This is a genomic window from Photorhabdus australis DSM 17609, from assembly GCF_000711895.1.
In the GTDB taxonomy this organism is placed as follows: Bacteria; Pseudomonadota; Gammaproteobacteria; order Enterobacterales; family Enterobacteriaceae; genus Photorhabdus; species Photorhabdus australis.
Genome location: NZ_JONO01000033.1, coordinates 21,785 through 46,918 on the forward strand (window position 1 = coordinate 21,785; position 25,134 = coordinate 46,918).

Here is a 25,134-nt window from a genome sequence, read left to right on the forward strand (position 1 = left end):
AAAGATTTTATACCCGTCATCTTTCAAGTTGCTTCTTTGTTGGCTGCACTCACTCCCCCCGGTCACTTGGTTATCTATGCTCCCGGGGATTCAATAATTAACCGATAAATGATTCGTAATAATTCCAATTTAAAATTAAAAAAATTACCTTCACCGCAGGATGGAAAAGATAACAGCACCACAAACCCTGCGATGCCGAGTTATTATCGTCCAGATTATTTATCGATTTTCGGTAATGGCCCCAATTTCACCCCTTCTGGATAGTATTTCCATCCGTCACGAATACGGATGTTCTCTTCCCAAGGCAGTTTATATTCACCGTTTGCCAGGTCACGTACCCAAGTCAGATAATTAGCTCTCTCACCACCGGGTTTACCAACATATCCCCGACAACCGAGATTAAAAATACTGTTTTCCAGTGCCCAGTTCTCACGTGCCTTATCCACCAGGCGCGGGAACAATTCCGCGGTAACAATTTCCCACGGGTTACGCTGCCCTTGTTGAATAACATTACCATCGTAGTTACAAATTGTACCTTCACCGAAATAATAGAAAACCTCATCGTAACCAGCCAGATTGACCGATACGGTATACATCAGGTTTTGCCAAGCATTAGTACGATTAGTCCAGATCCACTGGTCATTAACTTGAGTAGAATAACCGGAAATACGAATAAAGACGTTACAACCTTTATAAGCTGCCTCACGTGCCAATTCAGGAAACATACCATCATGACAAATACAAACCGCCAGTTTTGAACCTTTAGGCCCCTCACAGACCGGCATCCCCATATTGCCCGGCATCCAGGGTTCAATTGGCACCCAAGGCTGCAATTTACGGTAATGCAATACAATCTCACCTTTATTGTTAATAATAATAGCGGTGTTATAAGGCGACAGTGACGAATCTTCATTACGCTCTATTACCGAGAATACACCCCAAATATCATTGCGAATACAGGCCGAACGAAAACAATCCACTTCCGAGCCGACCAACAATAACAACATCTCATCATAGGTCCAGATCTTCGTATTTAATCCCTGCGTGGAATATTCCGGGAATACGATAATATCCAGATCAGGATAACCCGCTTTCGTTGAATCCATCGTTTTACAAATCTGTTGCACCTGAACCTGAATATCTTCAGGTCCCTTAATTATAGGAACAGGATATTGAATAGCCGCAATTAATAACGCTTCATCCCATGCACTTACACTGCCAGTACTGCCCATAGTGAACCTCTAAATAAATCATAGTGATAAATTAAATGACAAATTTCATCGTTATACTGACCAAATAGGCCACGACTTTATTTTCATCTGCCGTTAAGCGATCTTACTAACGCATAATAACGCCGCTTTTCATCACCAAAATGCGATCCATAACATCAAATAAAAAAATTAATAACTTTGTAGTAGAAAAATACGGTTATTAAGCTAGATTCATTGAATCATCGTCTTATCTTTTTGACCTTTACAACATGTTAACCGTTAGTCATCGTCTACACCTCAGACGTGGCGCCTCGCACACTTAATCTACCTAACAATATGAGTATGGTGATCATCAAGGGAAGAATTCCCTGTAAAATTATCAGGAGAAAGTAATTTGTTTTTAGACCTTGCCCGTATTCGACTTCATGCTATATACTCATGATATATAGCAATAATCAAAGAGGTGTGCCATGATATATCAAAGTAAAGTTTTTATGAGCAACCGAACTCAGAATGTGAGGTTACCCGCAGATCTCCGTTTCCCTGATAATGTTAAAGAAGTTACTGTTAGGTCAAGAGGCAAGGAGCGGATTATTGCGCCCGTACAAAACACATGGGATAGTTTTTTTCTGTCTGATCAATCTGTGACTGATGATTTTTTACCTGAACGCCCTGAGCAAGTGACAAGTAAAAGAGAATCTTTCGATGATTAAGTATCTGCTCGACACTAATATCGTGATTTTCGCGATAAAAAAACGCCCTGAATCCATGCTACCTAAATTCAACAAGAATACAGACCACATGGCTATTTCTACGATCACATTGGCAGAACTGATTTTTGGAGCTGAAAAAAGTAGAAATCCTGAAAGAAACCTGGCGATTATAGAAGATTTTGTTTCTCGATTAACTATTCTTCCTTATGACGAACAAGCTGCATTTCACTATGGGAATATTCGTGCATCACTAGAAAAAAGCGGAAAACGGATCGGAGATAACGATCTGCATATTGCAGGGCATGCAAGAAGCAAGGGGTTGATAGTTGTTACCAATAACACAAAGGAATTCAATAGGGTTGATGGATTGAGAGTGGAAGATTGGACACTAGATTGATAACACTAAGCAAAATCTGTCCCTATTAGTTGAAGTCGAGAGCATTCAGAATTCTGTATCACGATAAATTAATCTTTATAACTTTATTGACCCTGTAAAAGATCCGATAGTTCACCGAGTTTTCTTCTTATTAATCCGCTCAGGTTATTTACTCACTGACTCTTCTTTTACTGATAATTGCTTCACAGAATCCAAAAGTTGAAATTCAAATCCTCGCAGGTAACCTTGATTAACACAAACATTAACAAATAAGACTCAGAAATCGTTGCCAAAATAAAAATTCACAAAAAATGGCCCACATTGCTGTGAGCCATGTTTATTTTTATGACAACTAATTACAATGAATTAATATTTAAGCAAATTTTCCCTTGCCAATGGTTACATCAGTCCATGCTGTGGTAACAGCCATTCTCGCCTTGCTGTCCAGATTCTCAATAAAGCCATTATCGCCCGCTGTCGGGGAAAAACTACTCATTGCCTGAATCAATGAATCAACCGCATTGTCAGACAGCGCTGTAAATTCACGCTCACCTGATTTGTCTTTATCCCCCATCTGTGTCACTAATTTGGCCCGATGACCATTAAAGTAATCATTAAAGGTGACTGTACCCACCGATTCAAAGAGTCCCTGAGCGGTGTGAACGGTGTTGCCCTCGGTATAACGGTTCACCGACAGCACCAAATCATAGCCACTGCGTTGGAACCACAGATTTTTCCAGTCAACACCGTTAAACAAGATCATATCTTCTGCGTTGATATCGTTAACCCGGTTATCAATCACCTCTCCGCTGACCACAAAACTATCTACACCCGCTCCACCCTGGAAGCTGTTCTGATAACCGCCCAACACCAACAAATCCTGACCATCGCCGCCGTCAAATTGGCTGAACTTCGAAATCGCGGTAGCTATCAGGTGATCATCGCCTTCTCCGCCATTAATCACCGCATGGTAGCCCATCAGTTTAATCGTATCATTGCCGGAATAACCGTCGATCCGATTGTCATTACCAAACACTCTGGCAAAATCATTGCCTTCACCTAAATCAACCCGGTTGTTATTGCCGATGGTCACCGCATAGTCCTGACCGGCCCCGGTATCCACCCGGTTGTAGTTACCAGAAGTGACGACGTAATCCTGTCCATTACCCGCATCAATAAAACCACCTTCACCAAAGACAAAAGACTGATCATTACCTTCGCCCATAAACACATGGTTAATGCGTCCGGCCACCACGGCGGTATCATCACCCTTACCGCCAAACATCCAGTTTTCACGCCCCATCAGGACGCCCATATCATTACCTTCTCCACCAGCAAAGATGTTGGATGTCCCTAGTGAGTAGTAAACATCATCACCGCGACCACCCCAGAAGTTGTTGTTATCGCCCAGATAAGCACCGAGATCTTTTCCGTCACCACCCCAGTTGAAGTTATAGTTGCCCAGCGATACATGGATATCACCATCTCCTTGCAAATGACCACTGTTACGCAGGAAATCAAACGTCTTTTGCTTCATATTGAGCAAATCTGCGGTTAGATTCTCTCTCAAATTGGTCACTAATGATTTCATCTCTTGTTGTTTATCTTCGCTGAACATCGTCGCAAATAGGTTAGGTAAGTTCAGCGAATTAAAGCCAAATGCACGTTCTGCTTTACTATTAGCTTGAGCGCTATCACCGTTGATGTTAACTACAGAGCCTTGTTCCTGACTTTCATCAGGTGCTTTCTCTTTCAAACCATGACTTTCCGCAAATGTTCTGACCCCATCTTCCCCCGCATTGATGCCAGCCTTCAAACTATCCACTAATTTTTCTGGATTGGTGAAGGCTTCCAGTTGATCACCGCCAAATTCCTTTATCACTTCCAGCATTTCTTTTAGCATAGCTTCGCCATCAACAGGCTCTCCCGTCCGGGAAACAATACGTCCATCTGCGGTGTAATCCACACCAAAGATATCCGCTAAGGTAGTTTCTTCATTCACACTAGCTAATCGGCCAAGCAGCCTATTCTGAAGCTGACGCGGTAAATCCTGCGGGTTGTAGGTAAAGGTTGTTTTCGCCATGCCCGTTGCTGAGTATTGCTGAGTCATCAGACCAAACAGTGAACCCAGATTGGTATCCAAAATTGACTGGATATTGTCACCGAACGTAAAGTTCCAGTTACCGGTCGTAACCTGAATATCAGCGCCACGCCCGCCAACAGCAAAGTTGAAAGCCAGCTGCTGATTAGCCTTACGGAATTTATCTGCCCGGCTCATTTTGCCTGCATCGATACTATTGCCATTTTCGCCTAACCACTGATTAAGTTTCTTATTCAGTGCTAATTCAGCATCATATTTTAAACCACGGCTGCTCCGCTCATGCTGAGAATCCAGATCAACCAGTGTGTTGTAGTCCACACTGCTGGTTTGATCTAAGCCAGAAATATCCTGCACAAATTTCTTCGCACCGGCGATTGTCCACTGCTGATCTTGTGCCGCTAACCAATCCTGCCCTTCACCGGAACGGGCAATACCTTTCAATACGCCAGCAACCCGGGCAGCACCATCAAATGGATTAACCAGCGGCGGCGTTGGGATGGATTTATCCATCATCACAATCAGGTCATTACTACGATCTTGGTTGAAGCTGACGTTACGGTTACCAATAAACATCTGCATCCCTTCAAGCGCCTGATAGCCGCCAATATCAAAGCTATGTTTACTATCACCATCACCGATGTGCACCATCACATTGTTATCACCGAAAGCCAGCGATTTAAAACCGCCAATTCCCACTTTGATGCCTACGTTCGATGTTCCCCAATTGAGCGCGGTAAACTCTCCGTCACCGACATCCACCTGGATATTACCGGAGTAACTGAGCTGATTATGCGAGCTATCGTTGGCATTAACTTTTTCACGCTTCTGTGGCTTAATGAAAACTTCAGCATTATCGGCAATCGCCCCTTTGGTCACCATATCAGTCTCTGTGTGCCCCACTCTGGCGAGGTTGATATCACTTTCAGCAATGCCACGACGAACCTGTTCTGTATGATCGATCAGCTTATTTTGTTCATCCCAACTCAATACGATTTTGTTATCAGGCAAGTTGTTGACCCATTGGTTATTTTTATCACGGGTAAATTTACGGCCCGTTGCATCAACTGCAACTTCGCTACTACGGGCGGAAACTTCACTACGAATCCCTTGTTTATCCAATTCAGTAATAAAGTGACGAGCAAAGCCATCCCGCTTATCATCACTAATCAGTGAACAACCCACCAGACTAATGTGATCGGGTTTGCTAATAGCCTGTTCTCCCAGCTTAGCATCCTGATAAAACTGCTTTAGTTTCGTTGCCAATTCATCCGCGCTGTAACCACTCAGACGAATGTTATTCTGTTCTGATGTATCACGACCATGACCGACAACCTGCCAGCGTAGTTTGTTTGATAATTTAGATAGATCGCCATAAACAACACGATATTTACCGTTGGCATCGAGTTGAATAACTACACTGGAGTCTGGATGTTTACCCGCCAGATTAGCAGCTGCTCTGGCAGCTATCAGGTCATCTTCCATCTGAAGAATGATTTGACCCTCAAAACGAGTTTCACGACCATCAATCTGTGGCACTACGTCCACCGTCTGCCAGCCATCGACTGGCTTGTTCAGATGACTATCGTCGATAATCGTCGGCTCTATCCCTTTATTGTTGCCAGATAATCCGTCTAAATCTCCTTCCGCAGGGCGACTTTGCGGTTTTACCACCGCATACTTCTGATAAAACTCCTGAGTTTCTTTAAAAGCATTATCCAGCGCCTGATTTACCCACGCCTTGCCATTTTCCCCGGCAATCTCTGCCAGATCCTGATAATTGGCCGTGTAGCTGTTCAGTTTCTGCTGACGCTGATCACCGGTTTCCTGCAATGCTTTGTAAACCGCCAGACTTTCATTGACAGAGTGACCACCATCAAATACCAAAAATGCCAGCGTATTGAGATAGCTTTGCCCGGTTGGGAAGTCAGGCTGCTTACTGGCAATATAGTTATTGAGGTGAACCATGATATTGGTCGAGCCAGACGCGCCTGTCACCACAGACTGGCCTTGCGCTAATGCATTACTCTCAAATGTAGTTTCGCGTCCAGGGGTCAAAATCCGGCCTGCCGCGACTTTTCGTCCATACAAAAAGTCGTCATGTTTATTATTTGCAGGTTGGTAGGGCAGCGCCGTGCCATAATCATTGGTCTGCTTTTCCGTGATAACGACTTCGTGCGTAACACCCGTCCCGGTAGTCAGTTTAGTACCGGTTGAACGGGCTTTAGTAATCACATTCTGATAGAAAGAATCCCCTTTTCTCTTCCAGTCAGCACTATCCATCCCCATTCCCGGAGTGGTCGCCATTTTTACCGCCAGAAACGGCACCTTAATCACAGAAAAACCATCATCAACCTTAGTCATCATGGTCTTGAAATTGGTAAAAGTTGGATCGTTCAGGAATGTCGTTACCTCAGGCACCCGGCAGAACCAAGGGCGAAAATCCTTATCAATCGCCTTAGCAAAAGCTTGCATCTTGCCGGCAATTTTCTGGTCACGTTCCGCACCTTCGGGATAAAAACCACTTATCCACTGTTCAAAATCCTGTACCAGGAAGTTACCTGTTCGTTCAGCGGTATCTTTCGCCTCCGGTGATGCCGTTTTCACCAGTTCATAGGCCAGTTCAGAATCAAAATGGCGGCCAAACAGGTTATCAATATATTGTCCGGTGGCCTTCTCTTTGTTGGCATCGGCCAACAGCTGTTGAGCCAGCGTGTGCAATTCAGGATGCGTTTTCAACTGGGTAACAGCATCCTCAAATAATTCTTTGGTTTTCTGAGGTGTTACTTGCCCGGTAAGCCAAAGTTCTCTAGCGCGTTCAATCAAAGGCTTACCTTCTGGGATAGCTTCTTGTTGTAATCGGCTGACGAAAACGATAAGGCTTTCGCTTTCGGTCTTAGGTGCATCCCGCTCCGCAGTGGAGTTAATCTGGGTTAATGGCTTAATTTGCCAATCAATGAGACGATTAATTTCGCTTTGCGCAATATCGTCTTTCAGGCCCACTACACGCCCGAAACCGTCAAAGGATACCTGCTGACCAAACTGTGGCACTTGCTCAGGTGGCACAGTGATACCCAAAATCCCGGCTGACTCCGCTCTCCGGGCCTGAAGATGAGCAACCAGCTGCCCCATCTCAAAACGCAAGCTTTTCACCAGCTTACTACGCTGAGCGAATTCCTTAGGATCATGCTGCTGCCAATGAGCCAGTGCTTGTTCAAGCTGCAATACATGCTGTTCATCGGGTTGTTCGACAGTGCTGTTAAAAGCCTCACGCACGGCCACCAGCGCCTTACCAGGCCGATCGGTATTTATCGAACCAAGACGTCTTTTAGTCGAATCAATAAACCGTTTGTCTCCCTTATTCAGTAAGACAAGTTCTAATTCTTTAAGAACAGAAGAACGAGATTGATGGTTATTTCCTCCCAATCCTTGCAGATCAATACCCGAAATCGTTGGTGCTTTTCTGGTTAACTCTCTGGGCTGATTTAAGGTTGGTTCCACCGTGCCACCAGATGATGTTTCGGCAAACGATGATGTTTCACTAAACATTGAAATAACCGAAGCACCGGTATTTTCTGAACGGATACCCTTATTAAGCTGTAACCGATTGACCGCTTGCTGTGCATTATTGAAAGCAGCCAAATCTTCTGCTGTTAATGTTAAATCTTCACTAATCCAACCGTCAGATTCTGTCTTTGATTTAGGATCAATATGGCTTTTCGATTTCGCCATCTCAATTGATGTATAAGCTTCTCCAGACAAACCGCTACCCGTTGCCCCGATACGTTCTGGTTTAGCATCATCAGCCTGTTTAGCGTCTTTTGCATTCTTCTGCGCCTGAGCCGCTTTATTTTGCGCCGCTGTACTGTCACTTTCACCACGCTGTTTCGCCTTTTCATACTCGGTATTAGCGTCACTCTCAGCTTTTTTGGCCCGTTGTTTCTGTAATAATGCTTCTTCTTTTCTCTGTTCTGCTTTTTTCTCAGCATCTACAATATCTTCGTCGGCATTATCTATATTTTCGAGACTTTTCTCTAAACCTGCCTCTGATTTCTCAATTGCTGTTTTTACTGTTTCTTGTTTATCAATAAAGTGCTGCTGTGCATCAGCTAATTTTTTCTGTGCAGTAAGTTTGGCCTTATTTAATTCATTCTGGATATTATCCAGATATCCAACAGCAAACCGATTACGCCACTCATCACCTGATTTACCATCATAATTCCCATAGTTATTAAGCGCATCCATACCCTGAGTCATGGAGAATAGCTCTTGTGTGACTACCCCGGACTCTTTATTTATTGCATCACGCTGTACTTCACCATTGGTATTCAGTTCATCCTGATTGGTTGATTCTAGTTGGAATTGTGATTTTGAAATCGCTTTAAGCTGTTTATCTTTCTCTTGTTCCAGGCGCTGACGATTCATCTCAGCGTTTTCTTTATCCCTTAACGCATTTCGTGCAGCTTTATCCTGCTTCGCATGTCCGGTAACCGCATCAGCTTGTGGGGATGCCTGATCATGAGCTGAACCAACATTATCGCCAATCTGCAAGGCATTCTGAATAACCTCAGTATCAGGCGTTTCTACCTGGGTGATTGTGCCACTCAAGTTGTTAGCCAGATCAGAGCTAACTTGATCAATTTTATCCATCTGGAAACCATCAATGGCGGAAACTTCGGTTAAATTAATCGCTCCTCTACCTTTATTGATTCCAGATGTATTAGCCTCATTGCCATGGATCAGATAATTAATCGCATGGCTACCTCCCACATTTAATACAGTTTGTTTAATATTCTTAAACAGATAAGAAAGATTGTTGCTTTTTGTGTTACTTTCCGCAATAGAAAGGCTGTAAAAATCGCCATTGCCAACCTTAATCGCCACATTATTGCGAGCATAAGAGGCATTGAAACCCAGACCATCCCCAATATGAATATTGGCATTGCCTTTGCCTTTCATAATCGCAACATTAAGACCATTGCCAACTTTGGTATTGACGTTATATTCACCCCATACGGCATTGACTGAAACGCCGTTACCCACCCTGGTATTTACATTCAGGTCACCATGCGTCGCAGTTACACTTAAGCCATCCCCCACGGTAGTCGTGATATTAGCTTTGCCTTTCGCAGCAGTAACCTGCGTACCGTCACCCACTTTAGTAACGACATTGCCTTCACTCCACAAGGCATTAAAGCTGTCGCCGTTACCGACTTGAGTCACAACGTTGGCATCAGCTTTGGCAAGTACTACATTATTTCCGTCGCCTACTTTCGTAATGACGTTAGCTTTGCCCCAGGCTCCCGTGTAATCATCACCGTTACCAACATGGGTAATAATGTTGGCATCACCCTGAACGACCGTGACTTCTCGCATTCCTCCCACTTTGGTAATGACATTCAATTTACCTTTGGCGAAATTGTAACGGTCGCCATTACCAACATGAGTCAGGATATTAGCTTCACCCCAGACAGCGTTAACCCCTGTACCTTCCCCCACTTTAGTAATGATATTGGCTTTACCTTTCGCGAAACCAACGGTTGTGCCATCACCAACGTGTGTCATGATGTTACCCACATCGGAAACAAGCAGACCGACCGTTGTACCATTACCTACTTTCGTCAGAATATTGCCTTTACCTAATAGTACGGCAGCCGTCGTTGATGCACCCACATGAGTCACAACATTAGCCTCAGCCCCCGCCACAACTCCCATAAAACCATCACCCACTTTGGTGACGATATTCGCCTCACCCAGTGCCAGTACACCTGTTAAGCCTTTACCAGAATGTGTCATGATATTAGCTTCACCAAACATTGCCGCCAGCGTTGTACCATCACCCACTCTGGTCATCACGTTCAATTCACCGGCAAACAAGCCAATACTGGTCCCTCCACCATCGTGAGTGTAGATATTGACATCACCCACCATCAAACCGACCGTCAAATCATTACCCACTTTCGTCAGGATATTGGCTTCCCCGATCATAGCGGCAAATGTTTGACCATTACCGACATGGGTCATCACATTGGCCTCGCCTATCATTGCTGCCAAAGTCACACCATTACCCACTTTGGTTGCAACATTACCTTCCGCTAGCATCAGGGCAACGCTCATCCCATCCCCAACGTGGGTAAACACATTGCCTTCGGCTACCATCAGTGCCAGCGCCTTACCATCCCCTACTTTGGTAAAGACATTACCCAGACCACCCATCAATGCCCATGCATCACCCTGACCAACATGGGTAAAGATATTGCCAGCACCAATCATGGCCGCAATTGCGGTTCCATCTCCCACTTTAGTAAAGATGTTACCTGCTGCTCCCATGACCCCCAGAGTCTGATCATCACCAACATGAGTCAGCACATTACCAATCCCAAGCATAATGCCCGTGGTGTCACCATTGCCTACTTTGGTCAGGATATTGGCTCCACCCAACATCACCCCCGTCGTACTCCCATTACCAATGTGAGTCAGAACGTTTGCACCACCGCCCATCAGTGCAACAGCATCACCTCTTCCTTTTTTGGTGAGGATATTGGCTCCACCCAATGCAATTGCCGTGGTGTCTGATATTTCATTATCACTACTGATATGCGTGATAATGTTGGCCCCCCCAAGCATGCCAGAAACCAGATCACCTGCGCCAAGCTTGGTTAATACATTAGCGCCACCCAAAAGTACTGAGGAAATACTTCCTTTACCTTTTTGGGTCATGACATTAAAACCACCGGCACCTAACCAATTCGCGCCGCCATTACCTATTTGGGTATGGGTGTTATATCCCCCCAACATAATAACCCGACTGTCGCCATTACCCTGGTGGATTGAGATATTACCAATCGCCAGAAGATGCACCAGATATCGCCCATCACCGACACGAACCAGAACGTTTACCGCACCGCCAGCGTAAACATCCATGTTTCCATACTGATTTTGGTGGACAAGGACATTTGCCAGACCTGCGCCACGAAAAGTCAAATCACCTTGTTCACCACTTTTCACAATGACGTTGGCAGCACCTGCACCTTCAAAATGCGTATTACCGAATCTCGAACTATGAAGAATGACATTAGCAGCACCTGCACCTTCAAAATTAACATTGCCATTTATTACACTGGATTTAATAACGTTTCCGCCACCCATACCGCTGAAATTAACATCACCGGAGCTATCACCGATGTCCGTAGATGATTTCACCAGTTCTTGATGACTATATTCTTCAATATGTTCTAAATGCTCAGAAACACGGCGTACTGTATTGACTTGATATTGAAGCTTAGTGAGCGAGTATCCTCCCGCCTCCATCGAGCGATAATCATTTTTAATTGAAAAATCTTCATTGGCCAAATCACCTGTATGGTCGCCTGCTTTGTACCACGCACTGGCATAATATTTCAGCTCTCCGGTTTTAGGATCATTTGCCAATTCCACCTTGACCACTTTGGTATATGACTCGACATATTTGGCATAGATATACGTATTTGGCTGACGATTCGATTTCACCGCTGAAATATCTAATATCAAACCATCAGAATAGATTGAACGCCCATGCATTTTTGCATCAACCAATGTGATATCTTCTGCTTTAGCGGTGGTTCCACTGGCATAAGTCACCCACTGATTTTCCTGCAGATCTTCTTCAACAGTATGCTGAATAGTGACGGGTTGATGATGTTCAAAGATTAAATTGGAAAGACGATAATTATCATCATTGCTTATATCATCAAATCCATTCTCTAAAGAGATATTTTCCGTAGCAAGATTTTCAAGTTGATTACCATTTTTACGCCATGAAGTCGCGTAGTAATTAAGTTTACCGGTTCCGGGATCATTTCTCAGTTGAACTTTGCTGATCTTAGTCTCTTTTTCGTCAGCAAACGCAAAGAGATAAGTATTAGGCTCAGTTGTTGATTTAATACCTGTTACTTGCTGAGGTTTCTGGATCCCCATCTTCACTGTTGTTAATACAATTTCTTCTGCTTTAGTGTATTCCAACGCTTTATCATATGAATCACCATCTCCACCTATTCTCGATATTTTATTGTAACCCCCAGCACCGGAGAAACTGATATTACCATGAGCTATATCAGAATAAATTTGGTTATAACCACCTGCGCCTTCAAATTCGATATTACCGCGAGTCTGTTCATATTTATCTTTACTATCTCGTAAACGTTGAATGCGATTTGATGCTCCTGCACCATGCAAGATAATATCGCCTTCTCTCCCTTTACGAATAATGTGGTTATCAATCCCTGCACCAGTGAACTCAATATTACCGTTTTCAACCCGTGAGCTGATGCTATTTGCTGCCCCTCCACCGTTAAATATCACATCTCCGTGGCTTTCTTCATAACGGTCATACCAGGTACGGTCAATTTTGTTGCCAGCACCGGCTCCGATAAAGTTTAAATTACCCTGATTAGTTTCATGCCATAACTCGTTATAACCGCCAACACCTTCAAACGTCACATTACCGGATTGACCTTTACGACTGAGGTTGTTATAAGCAGCGGCGCCGGCAAAATCCAGGTTACCGTGACTTCCTCGGTGATCCATAGAAACGCCACCCGCCGCACCAGCAAATGAAATATTACCATTACCGTTTTTATCAATACTTGCGTAACCTGCGGCGCCATGTACATTCAGATCACCGTCAATATTCACTATTTTTAAATATCCGGCACCACCATCTACTGTCTTATCACCAGAACTGGCATAGATTGTCGCCCCTAGCGAACCAACGATAATATGATCATTCCCTCCTTTGGCATAAATCTCCCCTCCCACTCCAATGGCAACAATATTATTCCCATCATCATCATCGTAATATTTTCCAGTGAAGAAATATTCTGTACTACGGTTTGATGATTTCCCCATAAACAATCCCTTAATTTAGTTGAGGTTAAATAGAAAACCACTGCATCTGACAGATACAACAGTTGTTTTGAAAATCTCATTTACCGCGGATGAGGCAAATCCTCTGACCTTCCCACGGTAAAAAGCACAATGACAACAACCAATCAGTTTTTTTTATATAATTTGCTTTCATTCAGACTGATTACTGTTTTTAGCCACTATTTTATTTATCCGATTGTTCTTTTTATAATCAAATAAGTAAGAGAAAAAATGCTTTTGTTGTCACGAATATCAAAGATAACTTGTTCGAATTTTTTAAACATATTCCTCCACCAAAAAGAAATTTATTCACAAAGACGACTCAATATAACGGAAAATAAAAATATCAAGCCCATAGATATAATGAGCTTATATACCCTTCATCTTTCAAGCTGCTGTTTTGTTGGCTGCGTTCAATTACCCCAGTCACATAGTTATCTATGCTCCTGGGGATGCGTTCTCTTGCCGCCGCACTGCAACTTGAAATCTATTGGGTATATATCTATAAGTATGGAAAATGAATAAGTAGCATAAAATAATATAGAGCAAAAAATCAAAATCAATATTTACCCATAAGAAAGTCTGTTTACCCCCCATATATTGCCCCATATCCCCACGTTGATGCAAAAAACGCAAATAAAATAATAAAAATAAAATTAAATCATAATACAAATTTCTATATAACCAATTGTTTACATTGACATTATTAAATAATTTTCCCATAAATCAAATTAATAAAGTTAAATTATTAATATTGTTATTAAAGCATCTATAGTAAATAAAAATAACAGATCATCTGCCAGGATATTGTCTAACAATAATAGCCTGATTTTTTTATAAAAATAAAACGAAATAAAGACAAATCATTAAAACATAATATTAACAAAGAAAATACAAAAATGTATCATAATAAATATTTATAGAAAATAGAATTAAAAACACATTAACTACCTATCCATCATATAAAGCTGGTACAAAAGCTCTATCCATTATAAAAAGCAGGGAGATTTTATATAAGAATTTACGGCTCAAAGTGGAAAAGTGGAAAAGTGGAAAAGTGGAAAAGTGGAAATTTTAATTTTCTGTTCAAATATTTCCACTGCTCCAGGAAAACAAACTAGTATATTAATCTCATAAAAGTATGAACATTATTTTCTATAAGATTTGTGGAGACTGTGACTCTCTTTTTCATTCCTCAACTCAGTCATTCCCTGCGGTGAGCATTGCTGAACAGGAAATACTATAAAACCCTTGACAAAAAATACACAATTAATTGATATTTAAATAAAAATCCTGCTTCCTGGATGCAAGAATCTTTCCGGTACATAGAGATCAAAATCATTTAGACGACAATATTCTTTCAATTGCTGCCCGGAGTTAATACCAATTTTTTTATATATCCATGCTGTATAGTTCTCAACTGTACGATGGGAAATATTCAATAGTCGACCCATTTGCTTACTAGTATAATTGTGCAAAGAGAGGAAAATGATATCCCATTCCCGTTGGGTAAATAAATCAGTAGGCGGCTGGAATATAATAGAAGAAGGAAGTTTTCCATGGTATAGACGGGTCAATGAATAATCTTGAGCTTTCCATAAGTGATATATGATGCCAATACAATCACCATTTTCATGGTAAAGAGGTGATTTTTCACAAAAATAAGATGATAATGTTTTTTCTTCTCCCCAAATATGGGTTTCAAGTGAAACATATGATTTCTCTTCTCGCATTACCTTTCTATCGTGATCAATATATTCCTTTGCAAACTCAGCGCCATCCCAGGGGAGTTCATCATCATAAAATCCTTCAAAATCAAATGAATCAGAAAAATTCTTAATCGCATTCAATGCTTTATTACCGTAAATGAAGCATGAATTTTTATCTTTTATTCCCCAGGGCTCATTACTTGCTGCTAATGTATTAATTATTTGCGGTGAAATAATCACTTTTTTACTCATATCATCGTCTCTGTATTCTCTTAATTTAAATCATATAATAAGTTAGTCAAAGGATATATATTTGTCAATTTAATTATAAACATAAAAAATACAAATACCAAATATTATTTTGCATAAAAACCATTTAAATGGTTCATTTGATTTTCTAAAGATTGAACATATACGGCATTGTATCATATTGATGCTTTCTTACGAAAATTGCAGTGCAGTAGAATTAATGGATTATATTTCTAATGAGCTATATATTGATATCAGAAACATAGAATGTGGCACAAAAGATTCTCACATTTGATATTACATTGGAACTCGATTTGACTTATCGGTTTAACCGGCACTATCATTTCTGTCCTGACTCATTAGACCAGAGTTTTTCTTAAGCAGTTCATTAAAGTATTTCATACGCTTCCAATATTTCTAAAGATAACTAAAATTTTGAACATCCTGACGACCAAAAAGCGCTTTTATGAATATTTGTAGTTTGTATCTGAACTAATATGATTCTTTAGTGCACTTTTGGTAATTAGATGTAACATTTCAAACAATAATCATCTCTCTTCCTAATATCAGAGAATTTGCTGTGTCTGGAGAGAATTAACGTCTCAGCACAGCTATTTTTTAGTACTCCGCATCAATGCGGACCCAGGGGAAAAGCTGTAACAATATAAAAACATGAGTCTGATAGACAGGAAGCAGATATGAGCATAGTACCTTGAATAACTAACCTGAGGAGGGAAGCAGGAATGATCGAGAGATCTGATTGGCATAAAGCTGATATCATTGCAGCACTTAAAAAGCGAGGAACGTCATTGTCTGCAATTTCAAGAGAAGCGGGGCTAGCATCATCCACTTTATCAAACGCTTTACATCGTCCATGGCCAAAGGGTGAACGGATCATTGCCACCTTTTTAAATTGTGAACCCTCTGAAATATGGCCAAGCAGATATTTTAAATAAATTATTATCCTCAAAAATTAACTTTAACTTCTCGCAAGAAAATCAGAGAAGGAAACATATGAAAAGTCATTTCTAAGGATCCAATCGGATAAGTGTGGTCTGGTAACCTTACACTTATCCGACTCTTTACCAATATAATATTGTATTTTTATAGAGTTAACTGAGTTAAACCGGAAATGACCTTTTCAAGATATTGACGAGGACAACCTAAGTTTACCCGGATAAACCCTTTACCCTTATTACCAAAGTTCCATCCCATTGAAACCGCTATTTTGGCTTTCTGTAACAAGGCCAGCTGGAGAGCATCATCATTCAGACCTAAAGCACGACAATCTAACCAAGCAAGATATGTCCCTTCTGCTTTGGTCATTCGGCACCAGGGAATGGCAGACGTTAACGCCTGCTCGAACCAACGGCGGTTCTCTGCCAGATAGTTTTGTAGCCCATCAAGCCATAAATCGCCATGTTGATATGCTGCGGTGGCTGCGGTCATCGATAAGGCATTAAAGACATCCAGCCCATGGGCGTTTAATCGATCATTAAAGGCACGCCGAAGTTCAAGATCTGGAATGAGAAAATTAGATATCCGAAGCGACGAGAGTCCAAATGTTTTACTTGCTGAGGTAGCGGCAATGACATTGCTATGCCATTCACTTCCCAGATGCAAGACCGATGTAAATATTTTCCCAGGTAAAACCAAATCTGCCCAAATTTCGTCAGAAATCACCGTCGTACCGTACTGTTTGCAGAGCATTAATAACCGAGTCAATTCGTTACTATCCCAGCATCTGCCTGTCGGATTGTGGGGATTACATAACAATAACAACGGTGGTCTGTGCTGCTCTAACACTTGCTCTAAATGAGCATAGTCAATTTCATAACCGGCCAGGCTTTCCAATAGCGGGTTTTCAATAACTACCCTGTCGTTCATGGTGATAATTTTAGCGAACGAACCATAATAAGGCCCTTGTATAATGACGCCCTCACCCGGTTTACTCAACATTTGTATCAGTAACGCCAACCCAGGTATGACACCCTCTATTGAAGTAAACCAATCCCGGTGTAAGGTCAATTGATGACGTCTTGAAAACCAGTCTATTGCTGCCTGGTAATAGTGATCGTCGCGTTCGCTATAACCGAAAATACCGTGACCGACTCGTGTGTGTAATGCTTGCAAAACTTCTTCCGGGCATTGGAAATCAAAATCAGAAATCCACATTGGGAGAAGATCTGTCTGCTCCAATTGCAGGTAACGACCGACAAAGTCCCACTTAACAGACCCCGTATTGTGGCGATCGATTATTTGATTAAAATCATGCGGTTTCACGTTGTATTTCCTCATTTCTTAAGGAACTTTCCGGTGTAACTCTTGCAATACCGAAACCAGTAAACCCATAAATGAGCGCAAAAAAGACAGCAGCGTAGCACTGGATAGCCCAGGGCAGCAGATCAAGCGTACTCACCCCCAGAGTCGTCGCCATGTAAATACCGGCAGAAGTCCACGGAATTAATGGTTCAACAACGGTACAAGCATCCTCTATCGTCCGTGACAGATTTTTATTATCCAGCCCCATGCGGCGATAAGCCCCTTTGAACAGTTCTGCCGGGATGAGGAGGGCCAGTTTTCCATCACAGGTAGCGCCGGTTACAAGAATGGTTGTGGCTACCGTTGCCGCGATAAGCTGCCCGGTTGTGTGAACAGCTTGCAGAAGTCGATTGATGATGATGTTCAGGGCGCCGGTGAGCGCCAAAGCACCCGCAAACGCGAATGCACAAAATACCAGCAGGATTGTCCCCATCATTGAGAACATACCACCCCGATTCAGCAGACGAGGGACGTCGCTAACAACCCCAGTGATGTTGTACCCCTGTTCAGAAAACATGGAGAGATTGAAGCCGTCTATTAACGAATTAAGCCCCTGTTTTAACGTGAATCCCTGAAGACCTACGCCTATCGCAATAGCCAATACACATGCAGCCAACATAACCGGTATCACAGGACGTTTTGTTATTGCTCCCCATAAAACCAGCACTGGTGGCAAAATCAGTAATAAATTGAAGCGATAAAGGCTTTCAAGAGATTGAATGATTTCTGTAACTTTTTCAGGCGTTGCTACGCTACCTACTGAGCTTGTATGACCTGCGATAAGATAAACCACTGCCGCTAAAACAAAGCCTGGGATAGTGGTATACATCAGGTGTTGAATATGGCTATAGAGATCGGTATCGGCGACAATCGCCGCGAAATTAGTTGAATCAGATAACGGTGAAATTTTATCGCCAAAATACGCCCCTGAAACAACCGCACCGGCTGCAGCGGCCAAAGGCACATCAAGACCCGCGGCGACCCCCATTAGAGCAACACCGACCGTTCCAGCCGAACCCCATGATGTACCAGTACAAACTGAAATAACACTTGTGATAAAGAAAGCGGCAATGAGTATATATTGCGGACTTATCAGCTTTAATCCCCAGTAAACCATATAAGGAATAGTTCCACTGATCATCCAGGTTCCAATCAAACCGCCTACACAAACCAATATCATGATCACTGGCATCGCTTTGGCCAGTTTTGCCACAATAGCATCGATAATGTCATTCCAACGGTAACCTTGCCAATACGCTAAAGCAGCCGCTATTCCCGCTGATGCGAGCAATAAGGACTCAATGCGCAGTCCCAATTGACCATAGCCAATAATCAGAAGTAAAAGCATTGCTACAATAGGTAATAGGGCAAGCCCGAAATTAAGCTTTTTCTTGTTATCCATTTAAAATCCCTGTTGCGGATAGGTTATTGAGACAGAATAATAAATTTGCTCCAAATGAGATGTGAGAGGTGTTACTCGTTCATGTAATTAGTTTCATGAAGTATGAATATGTGATCTGTGTGGCATTTTCACGCTTATTTTGTCTGACACACTTTCTTATTTATATTGAAAAAACAGAATCTCTGATCACGAGTTCAGCTGAAAACATATTCATTTGTGGGGTTAATTTTTCCTGAGCATTGAGCTGCAACGCTAGATTAGCCGCCCGCCGAGCCATCTTTTCTATTGGATAGTGTACCGTGGTTAAAGATGGATAAAGGTATCGTGCCGGAACAACATCATCAAACCCAACAATTGACAATTGTTTTGGTAAGTTGATTTTCCGTTGATGCAGGTATCTCATCATGCCGGCAGCCATAACATCGTTAAATGTCACAGCAGCAGTAAAGTTAATGCCACTATTCAAGAGTTTTTCTGCCGCCAGTTCTCCGCCTTCTTCGTTAAATGGAACACTGATAATCCAATCACCGGGAACTGTGATACCCGCATTAGTCATTGCAGAATGATATCCCGCCAGACGGAGTCTTCTATCATCAATAGGCAAATCTGCCGTTATACAAGCAATTTTTCGATGACCATTTTGGAGAAGATAGTGGGTAGCCGCCTGAGAGGCGCTCACATTATCTAACCAGATGCATCGGTTGGCGATTGCGGGTAAATATCGATTAATAATCACTAAAGCTGGCATATGAGCGGCATAACGCAATATGTCTATGTCACTCATCCGACTGGTATGCGCGACTATCGCTTCACATCCTTGATTAATTAAAAAATCTAAAGAAGATTTCTCAAGTTCGGCCTGATGTCCACCACTACAAACCATCAGTTTTACGCCTTCCTTTCGGGCTATTTCTTCAACCCCACGAGCTAAACGAGAAAAAAAAGGATCGGCTAAATTACCGGTGAGTAAACCCAACATATTCCCGCATCTTTTTGCTAATGCAAGCGCTGCTGAATTTCTGTGGTAGTTAAATTCACGCATTGCTCTCTCTACACGTTCACGAGTACCTGGTTCGACATAAGCCGTATTATTAATGACTCGGCTTACGGTGGCGACAGATACTCCAGCTTTATGTGCTACGTCTTTCATTGTAGCCATATTTCCTTCCTCAACAGCTATGCATGATAAATGTGGAGCGGCATCATATATCAATTTATTCAGATTATCTTGAAAGGATTTGTATTCCTCATTTCAAGTAAATAATCGCTTTTTAGCATGATTAAAAATGACTCATTCTCTCTGTCACTTTATCAAGGAAGGCTGATCAAGTGACAGAGTGTATGGAAACACAAGTACAATCCTTTATAGTAAAAAATGGCCTATAGATTGAAAGTATTCAGGTGGGATATAGAGATCATAACTATTTCTTCTGCACAATTGTCTTAATTCAATCATTGAATTGATTGATAATTTTTCATAGATATTTTTAAAATACCTCTCCAGGGTACGACATGAAATATTCATTTCATCAGCAATTGATTTATTGCTAATACCACGACAGAATAAAAAAATCATTACCCATTCTTTCTCTGTCAATATATTATTAGGAGGTCTAAGTTTCACAGAAATAGAACTATCTTTTTTAATATAATTATATACTGAAAAATGGTTTATTTCTCTGGTATGACAAATTATTCCAATACATTGACTATTTTCATCCATTAATGGATATTTTTCACAATGATAGGATTTAAGTTGCTGACTATCATCCTGAAGATAAGTCCCAATAGATGAAACTTTCTGCATAGATTGTAATACCTTACGATCATGCTCTTCAAAAAAGTGAATAAAATGATTAAACGGTGCAGGTAATTCTTTATCAGTATATCCTGTAACATTGAAATTTTCAGGCAACTGATTTACTTTCATAAACACTGGGTTTGCATATATAAACCGGAATTCTTTATCTTTTACAAACCATGACTCATGACTTTTATCCCACATATGTGTTAACTGAGGGGTAATTTGACTCATATGCAACCTTAAAAAAATTATCAAAATATAAATAAAAAAATATTCCAGTAGTAATGAACAAAAACAGTGATTCGCTCGATAGAGAACTACCCAATAATCAAAAATAATGACTTTGCTACGATTGGCAATATGCCTGGTGCCAGAATTAGTCACCCATTTTATTTAACCTTCAGTTTCATATAAATCATTGCGATAAGATAATGAATTTGTTGCTGATGAAATGTGAGGGAAGTTTGCCGTTCATGTAATCGGTTTCATGAAGCATAAATATGTGATCTATGTAACAATTTTTGCTCTTACTTTACGTACGATGCTCTTCCTTACGCTACAGGGCAGGCCCAACCTGGAAGGAAAATTTACGTTCCGGGATTATGTAGCTCTGACATTACTAATTCCGGGAACACATACTCTATCATGGGCGGTTACGTTTCCAACCAATATGACTGGTTATTTGATTTTATTATCTGGCATTGATATACCCTTATTTAAAGCCCCAAATCAGATTATGAAATCATATAGAATGGAGGTTTTATTTTATTACATTAATTCCGCATGACCCTATCATTTTTATTTTTTCTGCTTACGGTTATCTCCAGCTTTAATTGTGAATGCACAATTTGTTTAAAACGCAAATTGCGCCATTAGCAATGTACTTTATTGGATATTACTTGCAAATTTAATGTTGAAGTCTGGTTGTATACGTAAATTAAGTCGGGCTTATATTGGACTAAATCTACCAGGAGATAGGGCCGTGCCATGAATAAAGAAGAGATTATCAATACCTGGCTGACAGATTTGTCTGGTGGGCAGTGGCAGTTGCTGAATAATGAGTGCAACCTGATTGGCGAGGACAGTTTGCATTATGCTTCCATCATCAATTACCCAAAACGTATGGTAGCAATGTTTCCGCTTCCTCCCTCGCCACAGTCGAAATCGACTTCACTGCATACCAGGCTTTTGCAGCTGAATGCGCATCCTGATGTAGTCGGTATCGCCTCTTTTTCTCTGGCCGCAGACAACGCGACTGTGGTTCTGAACCTGTCACTTCCCGATCATGCGTTATTCAACTGTGATCTGGATGAGTTCTGGCAAAGCGCGCTGAGTTTACGAAACGCGCTGTTTCAAGCCATTAGCGAGTAGGGGGAAATATGTTTGGGGCTAATCAATCATGCACGACTTCCCAGCAGCCAGCCGCGAGCATTGTAACGCAGATGGAACAGGTACCTTCGGTTACCACGTCACAGGGCAGTCACCAGCCGACACTCGTTAACCAGCCAGCAAAAATGCCACCGTTGCAGCAGGCTATCGAGGAATTTAACAAAGCCGTGATGCGGGCGGCTGAATATGAAGGCAGTGTCGAAAATATTATCCGCGATAAGGTCAATCGCCTTTTCCCAACAGCAGATAAGGCGTTGAAAGAAAAAGTAGTCGCTCAGTCGGTTGAAAAAGTAGCGGAAGCCAATCAGGCATTTGAGTTTAACCATCTCGGTAACGATTTACTCGAGTTCCCGGCGGTGGAATATATGTCCAGATCTTTTGTCCGCCGAGTTTTGGAGCATCTGGCAATAGCCCAGGATAAAGATCCGTCTCTGACAGTTCCCAAGACCAATGAAGATGCCGGGATCGGTTTTCTACGGGGGTGGAGCAATGACAATGCAGAATGGGCAGAGCAGCTGAAGGCGGTGTTGAACGAAAGCAAAATCAACGCCCGCGTACTGACCACGCTGGCTTACAGTCACATCAGGCCATTTCGCGATCCCGCTCTCCTGCGCAAGATGGGAAACGCTATCAATCAGCAGTTGTTGATCGATAAAGAATCGCACCCACGGCTAGATATCTTTCAAGGACACTCAGCTAATTCTGAGCCTAAGTTTGCAGAACCGATAACCACCCAGCCTCACGGTTGGCCCTGGCTAAAATACGCCGACTGGAATGTAGCGGAAGTATTCGGTAAGAAAACCCGCCTTGATTTTATCGGCAACAGGCAAAATGGCGACCCGCATAAAGGAACCGGTTTCAAGTTTCAAAGGATGCAGCAGGCGATCAAACCAGCACCGTATCGCCGGGATTCGCCTTTTCTCAGTGAACGGTCTGAGCATGAATCTGGCTATGGCGGTTTTGTTATCCGTGACGAATCCCTGACCTCGATAAACGATCAATTGAAGTCAGTGAACTGGCGCCAGCAGAATATGGATAAAAAACTGCCGATGTTCTCCGGCCCGTCGAGCACCACCTCTTATATGTATGAAATTGCCCGGTTACTGAATCTGCCCGCTTATGAAGCTCAGTTATTCAGGGCACTTTTGCTGGGCTGGATGATCCAGGCGAGGGATCACAGTTTTACCGAGATTATGGGAGCACTGGATGCGTATGCCATGGAATTTAATGAGCATGGACCCGCAGTGGTGGACAGCGATGAGAAGATGGCCTGGCGTGCGAGGCAGACCGGCGACTGGCTGAGCGCCTACGAAGGTTTGGTGACCGAGGATATCGACCTTCCCGCCATGGAAGCTAAGACCATCATCCTCAATGGGCAAGAGATCCATCTGCCCGCACTGGAGCCGGTTAAAATTGATCAGAAAACATTTGACCAGTTTATTACCCAGGGCAAAGGCTATCCGTCTCAATATGGCTCAGACGACTATCTGCGGAAACTGGAGCAGGCGATACAACGCGGTCAGGAAGCAGAAGATGAGGCTGGGCTAGCTTCAGAAAAGATCCTGTATGCGCCACAAGATATGGAAACCCTAAAACTCTACAATCCCCAAAAGCGGGTATTACCCGTGCGGCCTGAGCGCACTGAACCCGGCACAACCTTGCTTGACGCAACCAAAGATGAGAAGGTTACGAAATGGCTCGATGAGCTGCCACCAGAAAGACGCGCATCCCTGTTGAACAGCGCCGCCTCTTTGCTGGCTGAATCAACCCAGCAAGATTCACTCAGTAATGTGTTCCATTATGGCGGCCGTAATGATGTGTGGGAGACGTTCCTGACGGTAAAAGAGACCAATATGCTGGCCAAAAAGCTGAAGCTGGATTCGCTTCAAAGCGGCGAGGATCCGTTTATTCATCTGCTCGATTTGGCGGCAGCGAAAAATACACCTCAAGAGCGCAAAGCAACGATCCTAACGGCTATTGGTGACCTCAAAGACAACCAAGATATGTTGATCAAAGGAATGATGCTGGCGGTGACTCGCTTCTATACTGCCAATGGAGCCAATGTGATCAACCCAGGTTATGGCGACTTTGCGCCTCCGAAAAATGATGAAGAGATGGAGATCCGGTTACAATCCTTACTTAAGAGAAATCAGTACCGCACTTCTGCCCAGCGTGCTCAGGCTAAAAATGAATATAACCAGACGGTCGAACTGCTGCGGTCAGCACTTGAGTCGCCTATGTTTGAGCGCTATCCCGGCAAGGTCTGGCATGGCTCTCACGTTGCAGTGGCGGACGCCATACTGCAGAAGAGAACCGGCACCAAGTTTCCGGGCTTTATGAGTACCACTTACGATCCCAGTGTTGCGCAAAGTTATATGGACAAAGGGGCGCTGCTTGTGGTGAAAGCCTCTGAAGTGAACGGTTCTATTGTGGAAGGGATCAGTAATGCTCCCAGTGAAAAGGAGGTCCTGTTTCCAGCCGACACACTGTTCCAGGTCGAACAGAGTTATACCATGCATCTTAAAAAAGATTACCCGCCGACCCACCAGTCAATGATGAAACGGAAGATGTTTGATCTGGAGGTTGCCAAAGGCCAGCGTAAGCCTTATGTCACGATACGAGTAACAACGCCGGAGATGGGCCAATTAGATCAGAGTGACCCTGCGGGAGAGCATGAGTTGAGAGAGCTAATCGAACTTATCAAAAAGAACGGCACCAAAATGGATACAGAATCCGAGAGCGAGAGCAAAATAAAAGTAGTAGTAATGATCCCGGAAAACAGGACTGAGCCACAGAAAAAACGGGTTTCTGACAGAGCGATTCACGCCGGGTTTGATTACCAAGAGAAAGGGTTAGCAGTAGAAGAGACAGAAGAGAATGAGAAGCAGGCTCAAAGGATGACCAAGAAGCCGCAGGCTCTACTGGCCGCCCGCTAACCGGGTAAGCACCCCATGAAA

The 25,134-nt window shown here is 42.7% G+C and carries 12 protein-coding genes; 5 read left to right on the plus strand and 7 right to left on the minus strand.

Features of this window, described 5'->3' with window-relative positions:
* Nucleotides 1-215: 215 nt before the first annotated feature.
* Complete coding sequence (locus BO26_RS10865; RefSeq protein WP_036771311.1) at nucleotides 216-1,232, minus strand: formamidase; 1,017 nt, start codon at nucleotides 1,230-1,232, stop codon at nucleotides 216-218.
* Between the two features lie 449 nt (nucleotides 1,233-1,681).
* Here BO26_RS10865 and vapB point away from each other — a divergent pair, with 449 nt between their 5' ends.
* Together vapB and vapC are read left to right on the plus strand one after the other, a co-directional pair.
* A complete protein-coding gene (gene vapB, locus BO26_RS10870; protein ID WP_036771313.1) occupies nucleotides 1,682-1,924 on the plus strand; it encodes a type II toxin-antitoxin system VapB family antitoxin in 243 nt (80 codons plus the stop codon).
* On the plus strand, nucleotides 1,917-2,321 hold the full coding sequence (gene vapC / locus BO26_RS10875) for a type II toxin-antitoxin system tRNA(fMet)-specific endonuclease VapC (RefSeq protein WP_036771315.1): 405 nt from the start codon (nucleotides 1,917-1,919) through the stop codon (nucleotides 2,319-2,321). Before vapB ends, vapC begins: the two co-directional genes overlap by 8 nt.
* Nucleotides 2,322-2,673: 352 nt before the next feature.
* Here the strand turns inward: vapC and rtxA are convergent, their stop codons facing one another.
* Together rtxA and BO26_RS10885 are read right to left on the minus strand one after the other, a co-directional pair.
* On the minus strand, nucleotides 2,674-13,284 hold the full coding sequence (rtxA, locus tag BO26_RS10880; RefSeq protein WP_036771317.1) for an MARTX multifunctional-autoprocessing repeats-in-toxin holotoxin RtxA: 10,611 nt from the start codon (nucleotides 13,282-13,284) through the stop codon (nucleotides 2,674-2,676).
* A 1,298-nt stretch (nucleotides 13,285-14,582) separates the two neighbouring features.
* Nucleotides 14,583-15,263 (minus strand): helix-turn-helix transcriptional regulator, encoded by a 681-nt coding sequence (locus tag BO26_RS10885; protein WP_036771319.1) that lies wholly within the window; start codon nucleotides 15,261-15,263, stop codon nucleotides 14,583-14,585.
* Between the two features lie 740 nt (nucleotides 15,264-16,003).
* Here BO26_RS10885 and BO26_RS10890 point away from each other — a divergent pair.
* Nucleotides 16,004-16,216 (plus strand): helix-turn-helix domain-containing protein, encoded by a 213-nt coding sequence (locus BO26_RS10890; RefSeq protein ID WP_036771320.1) that lies wholly within the window; start codon nucleotides 16,004-16,006, stop codon nucleotides 16,214-16,216.
* Between the two features lie 148 nt (nucleotides 16,217-16,364).
* Here BO26_RS10890 and BO26_RS10895 read toward each other — a convergent pair whose 3' ends face one another.
* The 4 genes from BO26_RS10895 to BO26_RS10910 form a co-directional block, all read right to left on the minus strand.
* A complete protein-coding gene (locus tag BO26_RS10895) occupies nucleotides 16,365-17,543 on the minus strand; it encodes a MalY/PatB family protein (RefSeq protein ID WP_036771321.1) in 1,179 nt (392 codons plus the stop codon).
* Complete coding sequence (nhaC, locus tag BO26_RS10900; RefSeq protein WP_036771322.1) at nucleotides 17,530-18,984, minus strand: Na+/H+ antiporter NhaC; 1,455 nt, start codon at nucleotides 18,982-18,984, stop codon at nucleotides 17,530-17,532. Before nhaC ends, BO26_RS10895 begins: the two co-directional genes overlap by 14 nt.
* A gap of 160 nt (nucleotides 18,985-19,144) precedes the next feature.
* Nucleotides 19,145-20,143 carry a LacI family DNA-binding transcriptional regulator gene (locus BO26_RS10905; protein WP_036771323.1) on the minus strand — a complete coding sequence of 333 codons (999 nt, stop codon included), beginning with the start codon at nucleotides 20,141-20,143 and terminating at the stop codon, nucleotides 19,145-19,147.
* 204 nt (nucleotides 20,144-20,347) lie between these two features.
* Nucleotides 20,348-21,019 (minus strand): helix-turn-helix transcriptional regulator, encoded by a 672-nt coding sequence (locus tag BO26_RS10910; RefSeq protein ID WP_036771324.1) that lies wholly within the window; start codon nucleotides 21,017-21,019, stop codon nucleotides 20,348-20,350.
* A 756-nt stretch (nucleotides 21,020-21,775) separates the two neighbouring features.
* On the opposite strand from BO26_RS10910, the gene BO26_RS10920 reads away from it, so the two are divergent.
* Nucleotides 21,776-22,159, plus strand: a complete 384-nt coding sequence (locus tag BO26_RS10920; protein WP_036771327.1) for a hypothetical protein — start codon at nucleotides 21,776-21,778, stop codon at nucleotides 22,157-22,159.
* Nucleotides 22,160-22,167: 8 nt separating this feature from the next.
* A complete protein-coding gene (locus BO26_RS10925; protein WP_236637431.1) occupies nucleotides 22,168-25,113 on the plus strand; it encodes an ADP-ribosyltransferase domain-containing protein in 2,946 nt (981 codons plus the stop codon).
* The last annotated feature ends 21 nt before the right edge of the window (nucleotides 25,114-25,134 follow it).

What these genes read in the sequence shown, in the direction of transcription:
- BO26_RS10910 (WP_036771324.1), bottom strand. Translation starts at nt 21,019, where the DNA reads ATGAGTCAAATTACCCCTCAGTTAACACATATGTGGGATAAAAGTCAT.
- BO26_RS10890 (WP_036771320.1), top strand. Translation starts at nt 16,004, where the DNA reads ATGATCGAGAGATCTGATTGGCATAAAGCTGATATCATTGCAGCACTT.
- BO26_RS10865 (WP_036771311.1), bottom strand. Translation starts at nt 1,232, where the DNA reads ATGGGCAGTACTGGCAGTGTAAGTGCATGGGATGAAGCGTTATTAATT.
- BO26_RS10905 (WP_036771323.1), bottom strand. Translation starts at nt 20,143, where the DNA reads ATGGCTACAATGAAAGACGTAGCACATAAAGCTGGAGTATCTGTCGCC.
- nhaC (WP_036771322.1), bottom strand. Translation starts at nt 18,984, where the DNA reads ATGGATAACAAGAAAAAGCTTAATTTCGGGCTTGCCCTATTACCTATT.
- vapB (WP_036771313.1), top strand. Translation starts at nt 1,682, where the DNA reads ATGATATATCAAAGTAAAGTTTTTATGAGCAACCGAACTCAGAATGTG.
- BO26_RS10885 (WP_036771319.1), bottom strand. Translation starts at nt 15,263, where the DNA reads ATGAGTAAAAAAGTGATTATTTCACCGCAAATAATTAATACATTAGCA.
- BO26_RS10920 (WP_036771327.1), top strand. Translation starts at nt 21,776, where the DNA reads ATGAATAAAGAAGAGATTATCAATACCTGGCTGACAGATTTGTCTGGT.
- vapC (WP_036771315.1), top strand. Translation starts at nt 1,917, where the DNA reads ATGATTAAGTATCTGCTCGACACTAATATCGTGATTTTCGCGATAAAA.
- BO26_RS10925 (WP_236637431.1), top strand. Translation starts at nt 22,168, where the DNA reads ATGTTTGGGGCTAATCAATCATGCACGACTTCCCAGCAGCCAGCCGCG.
- rtxA (WP_036771317.1), bottom strand. Translation starts at nt 13,284, where the DNA reads ATGGGGAAATCATCAAACCGTAGTACAGAATATTTCTTCACTGGAAAA.